This is a genomic window from Cupriavidus respiraculi, from assembly GCF_914271545.1.
Classification (GTDB): domain Bacteria; phylum Pseudomonadota; class Gammaproteobacteria; order Burkholderiales; family Burkholderiaceae; genus Cupriavidus; species Cupriavidus respiraculi.
This window is the reverse complement of the sequence record NZ_CAJZAH010000010.1, coordinates 18,357-33,728: the sequence shown is the minus strand read 5'-3', so window position 1 is coordinate 33,728 and position 15,372 is coordinate 18,357. Positions and strand designations below refer to the sequence as shown.

General features: G+C 62.5%; 17 protein-coding genes and 3 pseudogenes. 12 read left to right on the top strand and 8 right to left on the bottom strand.

Features of this window, described 5'->3' with window-relative positions; all coding sequences use genetic code 11:
- The first annotated feature begins 20 nt into the window (after positions 1-20).
- Both LDO27_RS24715 and LDO27_RS24710 read left to right on the top strand, forming a co-directional pair.
- Entirely contained in the window at positions 21-437 is a 417-nt protein-coding gene (locus tag LDO27_RS24715; protein ID WP_222208707.1) for a DUF411 domain-containing protein, read from the top strand.
- A 48-nt stretch (positions 438-485) separates the two neighbouring features.
- On the top strand, positions 486-1,013 hold the full coding sequence (locus LDO27_RS24710; protein WP_222208705.1) for a c-type cytochrome: 528 nt from the start codon (positions 486-488) through the stop codon (positions 1,011-1,013).
- Positions 1,014-1,163: 150 nt separating this feature from the next.
- On the opposite strand, the gene copD is transcribed toward LDO27_RS24710, so the two are convergent.
- Positions 1,164-2,081, bottom strand: a complete 918-nt coding sequence (gene copD, locus LDO27_RS24705) for a copper homeostasis membrane protein CopD (RefSeq protein ID WP_222208703.1) — start codon at positions 2,079-2,081, stop codon at positions 1,164-1,166.
- 7 nt (positions 2,082-2,088) lie between these two features.
- Positions 2,089-2,169 (bottom strand): annotated as a pseudogene (locus tag LDO27_RS24700) (copper resistance protein CopC); the annotation flags it as partial.
- A 563-nt stretch (positions 2,170-2,732) separates the two neighbouring features.
- On the opposite strand from LDO27_RS24700, the gene LDO27_RS24695 reads away from it, so the two are divergent.
- The 4 genes and pseudogenes from LDO27_RS24695 to fdx all read left to right on the top strand — a co-directional run bounded on the left by LDO27_RS24695 (position 2,733) and on the right by fdx (position 5,883).
- Positions 2,733-5,258: a heavy metal translocating P-type ATPase gene (locus LDO27_RS24695; protein WP_224044555.1), complete on the top strand. Its 2,526-nt coding sequence runs from the start codon at positions 2,733-2,735 to the stop codon at positions 5,256-5,258.
- Positions 5,245-5,292 (top strand): annotated as a pseudogene (locus LDO27_RS25700) (hypothetical protein); the annotation flags it as partial. The gene LDO27_RS24695 and the pseudogene LDO27_RS25700, both read left to right, overlap by 14 nt.
- A complete protein-coding gene (locus LDO27_RS25715; protein WP_456064377.1) occupies positions 5,271-5,492 on the top strand; it encodes a MerR family DNA-binding protein in 222 nt (73 codons plus the stop codon). The pseudogene LDO27_RS25700 and the gene LDO27_RS25715, both read left to right, overlap by 22 nt.
- A gap of 52 nt (positions 5,493-5,544) precedes the next feature.
- Positions 5,545-5,883, top strand: coding sequence for an ISC system 2Fe-2S type ferredoxin (gene fdx, locus LDO27_RS24685; RefSeq protein ID WP_222208701.1), 339 nt, complete (start codon positions 5,545-5,547; stop codon positions 5,881-5,883).
- 349 nt (positions 5,884-6,232) lie between these two features.
- Here the strand turns inward: fdx and LDO27_RS24680 are convergent, their stop codons facing one another.
- Positions 6,233-6,427 (bottom strand): heavy-metal-associated domain-containing protein, encoded by a 195-nt coding sequence (locus tag LDO27_RS24680; protein WP_222208699.1) that lies wholly within the window; start codon positions 6,425-6,427, stop codon positions 6,233-6,235.
- Between the two features lie 193 nt (positions 6,428-6,620).
- On the opposite strand from LDO27_RS24680, the gene LDO27_RS24675 reads away from it, so the two are divergent.
- On the top strand, positions 6,621-6,836 hold the full coding sequence (locus LDO27_RS24675) for a hypothetical protein (RefSeq protein ID WP_222208697.1): 216 nt from the start codon (positions 6,621-6,623) through the stop codon (positions 6,834-6,836).
- 11 nt (positions 6,837-6,847) lie between these two features.
- On the top strand, positions 6,848-7,468 hold the full coding sequence (locus tag LDO27_RS24670; RefSeq protein WP_222208696.1) for a hypothetical protein: 621 nt from the start codon (positions 6,848-6,850) through the stop codon (positions 7,466-7,468).
- 573 nt (positions 7,469-8,041) lie between these two features.
- Here LDO27_RS24670 and LDO27_RS24665 read toward each other — a convergent pair.
- The 3 genes from LDO27_RS24665 to LDO27_RS24655 form a co-directional block, all read right to left on the bottom strand.
- A complete protein-coding gene (locus LDO27_RS24665; RefSeq protein WP_222208695.1) occupies positions 8,042-8,818 on the bottom strand; it encodes a DUF305 domain-containing protein in 777 nt (258 codons plus the stop codon).
- 112 nt (positions 8,819-8,930) lie between these two features.
- The gene (locus LDO27_RS24660; protein WP_222208694.1) at positions 8,931-9,311 is read right to left on the bottom strand and encodes a DUF305 domain-containing protein; all 381 of its coding nucleotides are present in this window, start codon (positions 9,309-9,311) and stop codon (positions 8,931-8,933) included.
- Between the two features lie 168 nt (positions 9,312-9,479).
- A complete protein-coding gene (locus tag LDO27_RS24655; RefSeq protein ID WP_224044524.1) occupies positions 9,480-10,988 on the bottom strand; it encodes an FAD-dependent oxidoreductase in 1,509 nt (502 codons plus the stop codon).
- Positions 10,989-11,614: 626 nt separating this feature from the next.
- Between LDO27_RS24655 and LDO27_RS24650 the strand changes: the two genes are divergently transcribed.
- Positions 11,615-11,941 (top strand): four-helix bundle copper-binding protein, encoded by a 327-nt coding sequence (locus LDO27_RS24650; protein WP_222208693.1) that lies wholly within the window; start codon positions 11,615-11,617, stop codon positions 11,939-11,941.
- Complete coding sequence (locus LDO27_RS24645; protein ID WP_222208900.1) at positions 11,868-12,158, top strand: hypothetical protein; 291 nt, start codon at positions 11,868-11,870, stop codon at positions 12,156-12,158. The genes LDO27_RS24650 and LDO27_RS24645 overlap by 74 nt, the downstream gene beginning before the upstream one ends.
- Before the next feature lie 281 nt (positions 12,159-12,439).
- Here LDO27_RS24645 and LDO27_RS24640 read toward each other — a convergent pair whose 3' ends face one another.
- Together LDO27_RS24640 and LDO27_RS24635 are read right to left on the bottom strand one after the other, a co-directional pair.
- Positions 12,440-12,661 (bottom strand): hypothetical protein, encoded by a 222-nt coding sequence (locus tag LDO27_RS24640; RefSeq protein ID WP_222208692.1) that lies wholly within the window; start codon positions 12,659-12,661, stop codon positions 12,440-12,442.
- 134 nt (positions 12,662-12,795) lie between these two features.
- Complete coding sequence (locus tag LDO27_RS24635; RefSeq protein ID WP_222208691.1) at positions 12,796-13,161, bottom strand: hypothetical protein; 366 nt, start codon at positions 13,159-13,161, stop codon at positions 12,796-12,798.
- A gap of 1,425 nt (positions 13,162-14,586) precedes the next feature.
- On the opposite strand from LDO27_RS24635, the gene LDO27_RS24630 reads away from it, so the two are divergent.
- A complete protein-coding gene (locus LDO27_RS24630; protein ID WP_222208690.1) occupies positions 14,587-14,784 on the top strand; it encodes a hypothetical protein in 198 nt (65 codons plus the stop codon).
- A gap of 370 nt (positions 14,785-15,154) precedes the next feature.
- Positions 15,155-15,349: pseudogene (locus tag LDO27_RS24625) on the top strand (response regulator); the annotation flags it as partial.
- Positions 15,350-15,372 lie beyond the last annotated feature (23 nt).

Sequence of the window (15,372 nt, the reverse complement as noted above, 5' to 3'; positions counted from 1 at the left end):
GTGTTTTCTTTGGAGTATCGATGAAACGTATCCTCACCACTGTCGCGTTGCTGAGCATCGGCGCCGGCGCATATGCCGCCTCGCCCGCGCTGACCGTGTACAAGGACCCCAACTGCGGTTGCTGTGAAGAGTGGGTCAAGCATGTGAATCAGGCCGGCATGCCGACCAAGGTGGTTAATTCGTCCGATGTCGCGGCGGTGAAAAACAAGCTTGGTGTCCCGGCACAGCTGGCCTCCTGCCACACCGCGGTGATTGAAGGCAGCGGGCAGGTAGTGGAGGGTCACGTACCGGCCACTGCCATACGCAAGCTCGTCGCCAAGCCATCGTTGAAGGGCGTGGCGGTACCCGGCATGCCGGCCAATTCGCCCGGGATGGGGCAGATGGACGGTAGCCTGGTAACCGTCGATTTCGCTGGCAAGCCTTTCTCCAAGGACTGAGGCCCGACCTGCGTCTCGCCCTGGCGCTGCCAGGCGGACGAGGAAAATATGGAAGCGTCAAAGAAATCGCGCTGGCGAATCGCTGCGTTCCTGTTGCTGGCCGCGGCGGCCGCCACAGTTGTCGCCCTGCAGACCAAGCGATACCTGGGGGCGCCTCGTGCCGACACCCGGCCGGGTCAAACGCGCCAATTGCATATCGATTCCTCGAATGCGGAACGTGTTGCGCTAGGCAAGCAGCTGTACGCGCAGGCATGCGCATCCTGTCATGGCGCAGACCTTCAGGGACAGCCCAATTGGCGCGACCGCTTGCCGAATGGCCGCATGCCAGCCCCCCCACACGATGCTTCAGGACATACCTGGCACCATGCGGACGCCGTGCTGTTCGCGATTACAAAGAATGGACTCGTTCCGGGCGTGACGGCGCCAGAAGGCTACGTCAGCGACATGCCTGCATTCGGTCAGTCGATGTCCGATGATGAGATTGTCGCCGTGCTGGCCTACATCAAGAGCACCTGGCCAGACAAGATGGCTGCCGCCCAGCGGGAGGCGACAGAACAGTATGCGACTCGGCAATAGGCTTGATGCCGGTGGACTGCTTAGTTGTCGATGGTCCGCTGAGGTGCGCGACGCGCAGCCGAACGCCGCGTCGCGCCTTAGTCGCAGGGCGTGCTTGACGCCAACCTTGCTGCCACAGCGGCAAAGCCGCGCGACTAGCGAATCCCGGCGCTACCCATCCGAGGGGGACAGGATCCCAAGTGAGGCAACCAGGGCGAGGATCAGCGTCGCCGCGCTGGCCTCGAACATCAGACTGCGTCGGAGCGTCCGAACCGCTCCACCATAGTCGCCGCTTCGTACGGCGCGCTCCAGCTGTGGACCGTGATGAAAGCGATTGGCCGCAGCGAGGGCGAGCATCGCGCCGAATAGCCCCAGCTTCATCAGCAGCAGGCCACCATACGAGGTGAGCGTGAGAGCCGGCAATACAGGACCGACGATCAGCCCATAGTTCACCACGCCGGTGATGGTCAGCGTGGCAACCACGATGGTGCCAACGTGGGCAAAGCCGTTGGCGGTGCGGCTCAGCAAGGCGGCGTTTGCGGGCGTCGCTGACGCGGGCGACAACAGCACGAAGGCAAGAAGGGCACCCACCCAGGCGCCGGCGGCTATCAAATGCGCAATATCGGAGGTGAGATGGATGTAGCGGCGCATGCCGTCGTCCATGGCGCCGTGTCCGGCCCAGGCCAGCGTGGACAAGGCTACCCCAGCCGCGGCAGCCAGTACGCCGAACTGAAGCGCGGGCCGTCGGCGGGCTAGTAGTGCAACCACCACGCAGAGGACCAGGGCAACCAGCCGCATGGACCACGCCGCCCCAAAATCGGTCCCTGTCAAGATCATCTCGAACACGTGGCTTTGCAGTTCGGAGTACGCCGAGGCACCCGTCATGCCTTTGGCCATAATCGCCATATTGGCCAAGGACAGCAGGATGCCCAACGCCCCGAGCGCCGTGCAAATTCTCACGAAGCTCGAGACGATTCCTGACGACATTTCATCCCGGCGCAAGGCGTACAGAGCAAACAGCGGCAGTCCGAACAGCGTTGTCATATCGAAATAAAGTGCGAAGCGCACTGCAACCGTTGCCCAGTCCATCTGCGGATTACTTCACCGTGAACGCGATATTGCCGTTGATCGGATGCGTGTCAGACGACACGGCGCGCCAATCCACCCTCTGCCTCCCGCAGCGGGTCCGCAATGGCGGCCTCCGCCGCGGTTGTTACCTCGGCATAGTCCTAGATCTTTTCCGTGGTCCTCGTCTGTCATCTCGCTCCGGCCGCCGGCCTGCGTGGAGCGAGTGCGCGTGGTGCTCATACCGGGGGGTTTTCCTTTGTCTTAGATTCGCGGCTCGGCTTCTGGCGGCTCCGGGAAGCCCACCAGCCATTGATGGGCCACAGGACTTCGGCCCTTCCGAAGTGGCTCTGCAGAAGTTTTTGGGGAGGCTAGGCGTTACAACGACGACCAGGCCAAGCAGTCCTCGGAAGGAAACTACTGCGAGCGTGCGTTATTGCGATTCAGTGGGTATGGCTGCCACAGACGGCCGCACAGCGCATGTGCTGTGGGCACGCTCCAACGTTGATGACACGCCCTCAGCGACCGCGCACGTGCAAGGCGCTCGCGCTGGAGTACGTTGCTGAGCAGTCCAATGCGGTGCAGAAAAGTAAAAGAAGCGCTTGACCTCCCCACAATGGCAAGGATCAATCTGCGCTTCTATCGAGTTTCAACTATGGGAAGCAAACCATGAACATGCCAAGCACAAGCGGTGCTGGCGCCATAGCGACAGCGATCAGTCTGCCCATCGAAGGCATGACTTGCGCAAGTTGCGTTGGCCGCGTCGAGGCTGCCCTTGCCAAGGTCGAAGGCGTGGGAAGCGTATCGGTCAATCTCGCCACCGAACGAGCGGACATCCGCCTGGCGGGCCCCGTCAAGCGCATGGCGCTGGTTCAGGCGGTGGAGAAGGTCGGCTACGACGTGCCTGCCAGTACCGTCGAGTTGGCGGTCGAGGGCATGACCTGTGCCTCGTGCGTCGGTCGGGTCGAGGGGGTGCTCAAGGCCGTGCCAGGCGTCTCCGAGGCGGCTGTGAACCTGGCGACCGAGCGGGCCACCGTGCGCGGTGTGGCCGCCGTGGAGGCTTTGGTGGCCGCCGTCGAGAGGGTGGGCTACAAGGCCCGTCCAGTCGATGTCGCAGCGCAAACTGACGATGAGGTTACGGAAAAGAAGGACGCCGAGCGGGCCGAACTCCAGCGCGACCTGACGTTGGCCGCTGTACTGGCGTTGCCGGTATTCGCGCTCGAAATGGGCTCGCACCTGATTCCCGGCATGCACGAGTGGGTCATGGCCACCATCGGCATGCAGGAGAGCTGGTATCTGCAGTTCGTGCTGACGGCGCTGGTGCTGGCCATTCCGGGCCGGCGCTTCTATCTCAAGGGCTTCCCGGCGCTGGTGCGCCTGGCGCCGGACATGAATTCTCTGGTGGCTGTCGGCACGGCGGCGGCATTCGGCTATTCGGTGGTTGCAACCTTTGCGCCAGACCTGCTGCCGGCCGGAACGGTGAATGTCTATTACGAAGCGGCAGCCGTCATCGTGGCGCTGATTCTGCTCGGGCGCTTCCTTGAGGCACGCGCCAAGGGGAGCACCTCCGAGGCCATCAAGCGCCTGGCCGGTTTGCAAGCCAAGGTTGCGCACGTCTCGCACGATGGCCGCATTGTGGACATTCCGATCAACGACGTGGCCCTGGGCGACATCGTGCAAGTGCGTCCTGGCGAGCGGGTGCCGGTCGATGGCGAAGTGACGGATGGCCGCAGCTTTGTTGACGAGTCGATGATTACCGGCGAGCCGATTCCCGTCGAGAAGACGAGCGGCAGCGCCGTGGTGGGCGGCACGGTCAATCAGAAGGGTGCCCTGACGCTGAGCGCCACGGCCGTGGGCACTCAGACTATGCTCGCGCAGATCATCCGGCTGGTCGAACAGGCCCAAGGCTCCAAGCTGCCGATCCAGGCCGTGGTGGACAAGGTGACGTTATGGTTCGTGCCCGCGGTTATGCTGGCTGCTTTGTTGACCTTTCTGGTCTGGCTGATCTTCGGGCCGTGGCCAGCACTGACCTTCGCACTGGTCAACGCGGTGGCCGTGCTCATCATCGCCTGCCCCTGCGCGATGGGCCTGGCTACGCCGACCTCCATCATGGTGGGCACCGGCCGGGGTGCCGAAATGGGCGTGCTGTTCCGCAAGGGCGAGGCGCTGCAGTTGCTCAAGGATGCCCAGGTGGTGGCCGTGGACAAGACCGGTACGCTGACCGAGGGCCGCCCGGTACTGACCGACCTGGAGATCGCCACCGGATTCGACCGCAGCCAGGTGCTATGGTGGGTTGCGGCCGTGGAGTCGCATTCGGAGCACCCGATTGCCCGCGCCATCGTCGAGTCCGCCGAGGAAGGTGGCATTGCGCTGCCCGTGATGACCGATTTCGAGTCGGTCACGGGCATGGGCGTGCGCGCCACCGTGGATGGCGCCCGTGTGGAGGTCGGTGCTGACCGCTACATGCGTGAGCTTGGCGTAGACGTCGGCGGCTTCGCTCGTACGGCCGAACGCCTGGGCGACGAGGGCAAGTCGCCACTGTATGCCGCCATTGACGGCAGATTGGCTGCCATCATCGCCGTCGCCGATCCAATCAAGTCCAGCACGCCCGCCGCCATCGCCGCGCTGCACCAGTTGGGTCTGAAGGTGGCGATGATCACGGGCGACAACATGCGCACCGCCCAGGCCATCGCCAGGCAACTGGGCATCGACGAAGTCGTGGCCGAGGTTCTGCCCGAGGGCAAGGTGGAGGCTGTGCGCCGGCTGAAGGCAGCCCACGGCCAGATCGCGTTCGTGGGTGACGGCATCAATGATGCACCGGCGTTGGCCGAGGCCGATGTGGGCTTGGCAATCGGCTCGGGCACCGATGTGGCGGTGGAATCTGCCGACGTGGTGCTGATGTCCGGCAATCTGCAAGGTGTGCCCAACGCCATCGCGCTGTCCAAGGCCACCATCGGCAATATTCGTCAGAACCTGTTCTGGGCCTTTGGCTACAACACGGCGCTGATTCCAGTGGCCGCAGGCGTGCTGTACCCCACCTACGGGGTGCTGCTGTCGCCCATCTTCGCGGCCGGCGCGATGGCGCTGTCCAGTGTGTTTGTGCTCGGTAACGCGCTGCGCCTGCGCCGCTTCCAGGCCGCCGCTGCCAACGGTACCCCACACATCTCATTGAGCAAGGAGGACAAGCATGAATATCGGTGAAGCATACAAAGCATCCCGCGTGTCGGCCACGATGATTCGGCACTACGAGCGGATTGGCTTGATTCCGCGGCGGACCGGACCGACTCCGGCCACCGTGCCTATACCCCAACTGAAATCCATGGGTTGCACTTTATTCGCCGCGCCTGCGACCTCGGGTATTCGCTGGCCGAGATTGGCGGTCTGCTGGGGCTCAGGAGCGCGCACCGGCGCGGGGCCTCGCCGTGCGCGCGGTAAAGCGGCTATCGCGGATGCGTCATGCACTTGCACACACTGAGCGAGAGACAAAATGCCCAAACTAACAGTGCTGCCTCATGCAGATCTGGCGCCTGAGGGCGCCGTGTTGAACGTGTCGGCGGGCACGTCGATTTGCAAGGGGTTGCTCGACCATGGCATCAAGATTGAACACGCTTGCGATCAAAGTGGGGCGTGCACGACCTGCCACTGCATCGTGCGCAAGGGCTTTAATTCCCTCAACGAGGTTGAAGAGGGCGAGGATGATTTGCTGGACCGAGCCTGGGGACTGGAGGCGCAGTCGCGCCTGAGTTGCCAGGCCGTCGTGGCAGGTGAAGACCTGACGATCGAGATCCCCAAGTACACGATCAATCACGCCAAGGAAAACGACTGAGCTCGCGTAGCGCACGCCTGCGCACAAGAGGCTCCATTGGCTACGCTTCGTCCGCTGATGTGTCTGTGGACCCCGTCTGGTGACTGCAGGTGCAAGCACGCTCGCCTCTGCTGTTGCCATCGACAGCATCAAGGGGCGGGCATCTGCTTTTCTGGTAGTTGCCTCAAGCAACGGTGTGCCAGATTCTGCCGGACTACACATCGCTGACGCTGAATCTGCGGATAGTGGCCATCGCCGAGGGAGTGGGCGCTGCTTGCTGACACTGTGCATGAAAAGGCGCCCCCATGTATCCGGGGCGCCTCCTGGACAACGGCCTACCGAAGCGCCTCGGGGAGGCTGCAAGGATGCATTACCGTGCGCGGGGCGGGAAGCCGGCCTCGCGCAGGGCCGTGACGATCTGCTCCTCGGATGCCGAGCTTTGCACCCTCACAAGACGGGTCGGCGGATCCGTCACGACGCTGGCGGTGGGATCGATCATCTGGATCGCCTTCGTTACCGTACGGGCGCAGCCGCCGCAGGTCATGTCATCGATGTGGAACTGCATGGAAAACTCCTTTCATGTTGGGACGCTCGGCAGTTTGGACCTTGCCACGGTTGGAGGGTCAAGCCTCTAAGTCACGAAGGCCCGCCTTTTTGATCGCGTACCTTGCGCCCGTTCACCGGCGGCCCGTCGGCGATCAGTTCGTCGACAGTGAAAGCCACCTCAGAAAGGATTACATGATTTGACATAAGTTTTATTGGAATCCGGCGCTCTGATCGTCGAGGTGTCTCGGGGAGGGCCGAGCGAATGGTTTGCCGATACGGTTGGCAAAAAGGGCGACCGGATCCGCTTGATCATTGCCCTGGCCAGGCTGCGGATCGCTTCCGCAGCAAAGGACGTGGAGTCCTGCCTTCGCTCCAACCGCGATGCGAAGGTTCACCCGGCATTTGCGCCGCCCCATGCGGTCATCTGATGGAGATCAATATGACACAGCACGCCCATACGTCGTCCGTCGCCAGCCGCGGCCCCCAACTGGTCGAGAAATTGGTCCACGACATCGATGAGCACCTGGAGCACACCATTGACGCCGGCGAGCGCGCCCGCGTGATGGCCATCGTGCGTCAGTGCCTCACGGCAACGCTCGGAATCCGTGAAGCGCCGGCCGTCGAAGTCGAGGATCGACTCGCCGTGTCATATCTGAAGCCCTCGGAGGTCATCCAAGGTCTGGTCGACATGTCGCAGGCAACGCTGTACCGCGCGGTGGAAGACGCTCGCTTTTATTGCGTCACGCCGCGCGGCAAGGCGATCGGCCGCGCGTTCCCGGCCTGGCAATTCTCGCCACCGGTACCGGAGCTATTGGCTGCGGTCCTGCGGCAGATGAAAGACTTGCCGAGCAGCGAAATCCACGCGTTCTGGGTAACCCCGGTCGACGCCTTCGACGACCTGACGCCAGCCGAGTTGCTGGCGGGTAAGGCCTTCGAATCGCGTGCGGCGCTCAGCGCCGCACAGCGTGGTCACCTCGCCCAACCCGCCAATGAGCGGCAGGGTAGGGTGATCGCGCAGTTGGCCGCGCTGCCCTCGCGCAGTTCGGATCTGATCAGCTGATGACAACGCCAACAAACCTTGCACCCGAACACATTGCTGTAACCCTGCCGCCAACGCCGGTCCTGCGCCGCGCGCTGGCCGGCGCCCACCTCACCCTGTCCGCCGGCACTCGCCTCTATCGGGCGGTTCGGCATCCGGGCGCGGTCATCCCGCCGTATGTGGAGCGCACCTATCGATTTGGCCCGCCCGCCGCCTTCGCCGGGCCAGACGGGCGCCACGCGAATTTTTGGCTGTATGCGGCGGCCGACCTGCACACCGCCTTGTGGGAGGCGGGCTTTTGCGTGAACGACTTCACGCAGCCGGGCACGTTCTATATCCCGGCAGCCATTGCCGCGGACGGGTTGATCGGCGATACATCTTGGCCAATCCATTTGCCGGCATCAACGTCCGGGCCGGCGCTCGCACAGCAGCGCTGGACAATTCGCCCGCAATCACCGAAGGACGCTGCCGTCAACCTTCACTCGGCGTTATGGAAAGCGGGGCTCCTGCTAGAACGGCGTGGTCACCGGAAGGTGTGGTGCCGCGTGCGTTCGCCCCTGACAAGCCAACGTCGCCTGGAAGGCACAACCGACGTCAGTCGCCCCCGCTATGCTGACCTCTCGGGCTCCCACCTTGCGAATGTAAGGGCCGGTCCCCTGCAAAGGGTTGATAGTCGACGATATTGAAATGGCGCTCGAGCAGCTGTCGCATCTCGTCTACCCCGGTCGTTTGCATATGCCACATCTGCCCGCAGAGTCGTATCAGCTCATCATGACGGCGATCGGCCCCTGTGATACATGCGTTCATTGGTTGGAGCAACGTGTAGTGATGGCGGCTGAAGACTTCAAGAAACACATGATCGAAATCCCGGCCCGGCTGCGCATGTTCCAAATGGGCGAGCATTTGCTGCTGTTCCTGGCGCACACGCGGCTGATACTCCACGCCGTACCACTGCAGCAAGAACATTCGCAGTTGCGCTAACTGTTCGCGCTGGGAGCGATTCTCCATCCTCGCCATCGACTTGACTTCATCAAGGGAGGACTTCGGACGGGTTGGGGGATAGCCCGGGGTAGGCGAAGTGCCCTCGCTCGGCGCTATGTTTCCGGTTCTTTGCGGGTCCGTGCCGGCTGCCAACTCGGTCATCCTTAGCGCGGAATAATGGTGGTCAATGATCAGCTGCATCAGCCGGACCTCAAAGCTGGCGGTAATTCCCCTGCCCGGTTCAGCGGCGTCTGCAGGTGTTGTGATCAGCGCCGCCAGCGTAGCAATTCCCAACACGCTAAGTGAGGTCTTGCGAGCAAGGCGCTTGCGCAGCGATGCCGTCCTCGAAGGGCGTTCATCGTCCACAGCGTAGGCATTTGGTGTCGTCATTTTTGTTCTCCGAAGGAAAGGTTTGGATCACTGATTCGTGGGGAGTACGGTCGATAAAACCTGGGGGCGCTGAGAATGCTGGGGACGGGTGGACCAGCCCGTTCCATCAACGCTATTTTTTCTGTTCCAGCCATTGGTCGATCCTTTTGATATCGCGCTGCGAATCCTTGATGATCCCTTCAGCCAACTTCTTCATCTCGGCTGACTTGCCCTTTTCCATTTCTGCGCTCGACATATCGATCGCCATCTGGTGATGCATCTTCATCATGGTGGCGAAATCGCGATCAACGTCGCCGGTGGACTGCATCGACATCATCTTGTCCATGCCAGCAGCCATCGATCGATGCATCTGTTGCCCGGTTGCTTCACCTGCCATCGCCGTATGGCCGTGTTGGCCGGTAGGGTGTTGAGCCAACACGGATGGCATGTCGAGAAGCAGCGCCGTGCCGGCCAAAAATAGACTCGCAATGGCTCGATTTCTGGGGATATGCATGATGGAACTCCTTTTGCGGGGGCGAGTAAGGCGGTTGCGATGCCCCGTTCATCGCATCGTAAGAAGCCTTCCTGTGTTGCTGGTCTTCGGTCTTTGAACGTGATTGCGACCGCAAGGCCAAGGGAATAGCGGCGCCAGGATGGAGGGACCGAGGCCACGCTTCTTACCTCATCCCAGCCGCCGCAGGAGCGCAGGAAGCCGGTCCGCGAGCGGGGCGATCGCGGGGCCTTGGAGCACGCGGCCATCGACCGCGAAGCGGCTGCCGTGGCAAGCACAGTCCCAGCTTTGCTCGACCGGATTCCAATGCACGATGCACTTCATATGCGTACACACGGGCGATACCGCATGGAGCGCTCCGTGGGGGTCCCGGAACGCTGCAACGCGCTCGTGCGGCAACTGCACGAGTGCCCCTTGCCCTGGCGAAAGTCGATCCAGCGGTTGGGCCTCGCGGTGTGTCAGATAGTCGTGCACGAAGGCCTTTGCAACATCGACGTTAGTCTTGACGGTGTTGCGTGCTGCCTTGACCGGCTCAAAGCGCTTCGCAAGGTACAGCGAACTCCAACGGCTCTGCGCGCCGATGATCTGATCAGTAATGATGTGGGCCGCGACTGTGCCGTACACCAGCCCGTCGGTGGAGAAACCGGTGGCGATGAAAGCCCCTGACTCGTCCCGGCCGATGTAGGGAAGGCCGTCCGGAGAATGAAAGTGTTGCGCCGACCAGCGCTGAACCGGTGAACCGACAGCCAGGTATTCCTGCGCGGCCCGTTCAAGTTGAGCGAGTGCCGCGGCTGCATCATGCCTTCCCGTTTCGTGGTGTTCACCGATGCAAAGCAAGTAATGCTTGCCGTTTGCCTCCAATCCGCGGACCGATAGCCTGGGATGGCCCTGCGCCCAGAAGATGCCAGCCGGAACGGCTTGTTCGTGGAAGGCCAAACCATATTCGCGGCGCACAGCCATGCCGGCTTGCACCAAGTGAAAACCCAGCGGGGAATGGGTGGCCAGCACAATATGGTGGCTGAAGGCGGTACCGGTCCGTGTGCGAACGACGCCGGCTTCCAGGTCCAGCTCGAGGGCAGGGGAGTTTTCGAAGAGGCGGGCGCCGGCGTGTTCGGCTTGCAGGGCCAAGGCATGCAGATAGCCGATCGGATGGAACTGCGCTTGTGCCGAAAGCAGAAGCACCGCGCCCTTTGCGGCGGGCAAGCCAGGGGGCATCTCAGAGGCCAACTGCGCGTCCAGACCTGCTGCGCGCAATGCCTTCAGCTCTCCCAGTATGGTCGGCTCGGCATCCGGGCTTAGCGGATACTGGTACATCGGGCAGCGGCGGAAGCCGCTGCTCGGCCCCATCGCCTGCGCTTGCTGCTCGATCCAGGTGATCGCTTCCCCGCGAGACGCTACGACGGCGCGGGCGGTGTCCGCTCCCCACTTGGCCGCCAGCGTTTCGAGGCCACCGGTGACGGTCTGATACAGGTTACCGGTGGAGCCGCCGCTATCACCCGCGCCTACGGCACGGGCTTCGATCACCGCCACCGACCGGGCGGTCTTTGCGAGCAGCAGGGCGGCGGTCAGGCCCGTGATGCCGGCACCGACGATCACCACGTCGACGCGCAGGTCGCCCTCAAGGGCCGGTCGAGGCCGACGCGGGCGCGTGGCCGCCCAGATGGAGATCGAGCCCATCATGCCTCCTTGTACCGAGTTTCATGGCGGCACAGGTTATCGGCGCAGGCGTCCAGGCCTTCCCGACATCGCGGGTCAACGCCATGGTGCTTGCGTGCGCCGGGCGCCGTCCCTTGGTGGCGCGGCGGTACTGGCAACCCAACAGATAGCAAAGCAGATAGCAAAGCGCGTGCCGTGATTGGATAGCCCGCGCGTGAATGCTGGTCTCAAATTGAGCGCCGGGCATCGCGCGGGCGAACGTTCGTCGGCGAAGGCAACGCGAGACGAGGCGCGTGTGCGGGACGAACTGGTCAGCCCGAGCAATGTTGGCATCGCCCCTCCCAAGGAAGCGAATCAAACGGAGTCATCCGCGCATGACCAGCGAAATTACTAAGTCGCCATAAACTCGAAGTGCCGGCAGGCCACGACATTACCGGGCTGTAATCAACGCGCAAGCTTATTCCTGAAAGATATTCCTTGGCTTGTAATTTGGCCCCAATCTTTAAGCGGAAATGAGCGCGGTCATAGCACCGTCGCGAGCAAAGCGAGGGCAAAACGTGCGAGCGCTGCGGCCTCGCGGTTCGGCCGGTCCAAATATTGCTGTGACGATAGCGGCGCCGACGTGGCGCCATCACTTCAAGGAGCCGACCATGCCGCATCAGAATTTTCAACACTGCATCGACGAGTGCAATGCTTGCGCAGTGGCATGCGAGCACTGCGCCGCCTCGTGTCTAAGTGAGCCGAACGTACAGGAGATGGCCGAGTGCATCCGCCTGGATCTCGATTGCGCCGCAATGTGCCGGATGGCCAGCGCCTATATGGCGCGGGGAAGTCGCTTCGCCAAGGATCTATGCAACCTTTGCGCGACCGCTTGCGAAGCATGCGGTGCCGAGTGCGAGCGACATGCGGCTCAGCATTGCCAGGAATGCGCTCAAGCGTGCCGGCGTTGTGCGCAGGCATGCCGCGCCATGGCGTAGCACGATGGGCTGCCAACGGCAGAACGGCCATGAGGCTAATTTTTTGGCTCTCTACGGTCACGCGAAAGCCCGCGCGGATTACAGGACTGCAACGTCGCTGTCATTAAACGCGTCGGTTCTTCCCGCCGCCACCAGCAGCGACGGGATGCCGTCTCAGCGTCCGGTCGAGCATGGCGAAGACATCCCTAGCGTCGATTCGTTGCGCCGTCACCGTTGACGAAGTCGCTCATTCGTGCCGGCGGCTGCGGCGTGCCACCCATCGCGGGTCCATCGGAAGAGCCGCCTCCGTGCTAGTTGTGTGCACGATCATCTGCGTGATTGCCATCCTGGCTGTGGTAGGCATGCTGTTGATGCATAAGCGCATGATGGGCGGGCTAAGTTGTTGCTGGACCGGCGGCCGCGTAGTGCGCCGGGTAAGGGCGGTGGCCGCCTAGTTGATGCCCGCCCGGAGATCGCTCCGGCGACCGCGCGCACGCAGCGCACCGGAGAGCGGCTGGGTTACTTGGCCTGATCCATCATTTCGCGACACTTTTGCATCATGGCGTCATGGTGGCGCAACATCGCCTTGGAGTCGTCCGGCTTCTGTGGCTTGTGTTGCTGCGCTTCAGCCCGTTTGGCGGTACGAGCGCTTTCAATCACATCCCAGTTCGGCCCGGCGACGGCCGACAGGGAGACGCGAAGGGAGACGGCGCCCACGAGCGCGTGGAGTAGGGACTTCATGATTTTCCTCATTCGGTGTATGCAGCTCGCCGGGCACCCAAGAGAGCGGCCGGCAACGCCGCTGATGTCCAAGTCAGACAGGAGCGTGCTGGTGAGACGCCACCAAGTGCGGCATCCCTGTGTGGCGGATCGCGCTACACACGGTTCCGTTTGGGCGGGCGCTCGATACGGGGCGGAACGATGGAGCGATACGCGAATTCCGGATGCGCGACCAACACGCTGGCCCATGCATCCGTGGCCCATCCGCTGGCCCACGGCGTGCCCGCGAAGGCTGCACACGCGGAGGCCGGGCAGGGAAGACGACCGGCACAACTGGATTGACTGACGCAGCCATGTTGACTGCTGGTATCGACGCTGGCTTGCCCCTCTTGAACAAGCATGTGTGTCAGCATTTGAGCGATGCCGACGATACAGCAACTGTCCAATGGCCAGGCGTGCGCGCGCAGGGGCAAAGCCAGTGCCAAGGTCAGCAGCACGATGACACGCAAAAGCTGATTCATAGGCTTACGCATTGGGCCCTCCGAGCCGACGCGCGATAGCGTCGTCGCGGCGAGCAGGTGTCCCGCCATGGCGCGTGGTGCAGCCATGGCGTGATCGCCGACATGCCGTCCTCATTTGTACTATGGACCTTTTCACGGGGGTAAGGTTAAGCAGTGCGTGGGTTGCATTCGCGCAGCAATTGAAAAGAACCGGAAGCGGTAATGCAACGCGCAATTGCTACGCGTCGGGGCTGCGTGGGAAGCCAACTGACAGTGAGACGCCCCGTGGTACGGGGCGATCGGATTCAAAACCGTCGATGCATAGATGGTCCGCTTCCTGCACTGAGCCGTAACACGCAGTCACGCCACGGATCCGAGCCTTCTGATGTGCAAGCTTTTGCAAGCCGGTCCCCGAACCCCTAGTGAGATGTCCATGTCGCGCTGGGCTTGCGCGGTACGTTAGCCCACGGTCGCGCATCCACCCAACATGACCGTGATCAGCAATAGGATACGCATAAAGTCCTCCTTGGTCGTACAGGGAGATACCAGCGGGCGAACCATGGGCGGGTCTGTGGCTCGACTGACAAACCAGCGAAGCGGTTTGCAAACGGCAATGCGCTACCGTGAATCTAGGTTTTTGCTGCGCTCACGCCAAGATTTCCTTTTCGTAGAATGACGGCGCGGCGCCGGCGCTGATTCCGGGACCATCAGTCCAATCCTGATCGGCACTGCATTGGTCATCGGCTTCAAGTTGCGCCACGGCGCAGACGCAGCATGTCGGCGATTTCTCGCGTGTGAGGCCTGGAGAGAAGGTGCCGGTCGACGGCATCGCGAAGTAGGGACCAAGCAACCACCGCAAGCCGGCGCTCCAGGCACGCGGACCGACTTCAGTTACGGGGCCTAGGATGGGCTGCGCGGCGAACCTGCGCGGCCCCGTCGCGGTGTGCACGCCTGCGCCAGCAGCAGCGCGGTTTTCAAGCGGCCGGCTTGCTGGCATTCAGGCTTTTGCATCTCGGATAGGGATTTCCGTGCCGCTCCACCAGGGTCCAGACTGGGACACGGCTGTGCGCCTTCAGCGGTGCGCACGCCGCCCAAACTGCGCTCCGAGATGGGTTCGGCATGCCGAAGCCTTGTCGTAGCCGAGATCGGCAAACGGTGCGCGGCAGCAATCGTTATGTCGCCCAAAAGAGGTACAAAATGCCGCGCACGACTAGCGCCGCCCCCAAAGTCGTAGGGCATTCCATGCAGGGACTGGTCTGGATGGCCCAGCTGGTAAAGGGGGGCCTCATAGCCGTCAAGGAAAGTAGGGCATCGCCTTATGGCAAACCCGCGACCAGTGTCTTACCTTGACGACTCTGCGCTGCCGGCATTGAGTGAATACTGAAGCCCGTCGCCGCGAGAGCGGAATCATCCGCCGATTCAGTCCTGGGGGTTCTGGAGACAACGATGCTGACACCACATGAAGTTGCCACACTCATGCTGATCGAAGACGCAGCACCAAATGTCGCCGACCTCGATCGCGCGACGATCGAGGCATTGGTTGAGCGGCAGTTGGTGCATCTGGAAGATTTGGGTTACGGCGATCGTCTCCACATCACGACGCGGGGCAACGACATTTTGCATGTCCTCGCGCGACTGCATTAGCCACGCTATGCTGGCCTGCAACCGCGCATACGCAGCTAGGCCACGCGCCCGCGTTGCGCAGCAAACGCCGCGATATGGCTAGACCGTAGTTCCCCCCAATATCAGCGGCACGCGTGTAAGCGTCAGGGCCACCGCCCACAGCGAATCACTCGGCGGCCCGCGTGGGCCTGTTGGCGTCGTTGGGCATAGCCGCCGAAGTCGCCGTATGGTCAGGCACGCGCCGCCAGACGGCACGTCCTCAGCAGCCCCGATACAGCAGGCTTGGCGCGATAACAGCCGTGATGCCTTTCGCTTCCGGTAGTTCCCGGAAAAGGCCGCTCAACTCAACAGACGATCGTCCACCACCTATCCCCATAGAGTCCAGGCAACTATCCAGGACGTCAGGCTACCAGATCTCGATGGTTGGCGCGTTCGGCAGACGATTCGTGCCGCGGATAACACGGTCCCGGTGTTATTCCTGACCGCCCGCGACAGCGTGACCGACCTAGTCAGAGGGTTGGAGATGGGCGTAGACCACTATCCCGTCAAGCCGTTCGCTTTCTCGGAACTGCTCGCGCGCGCACGCTACTCCGTCGCAGTACCGTAACA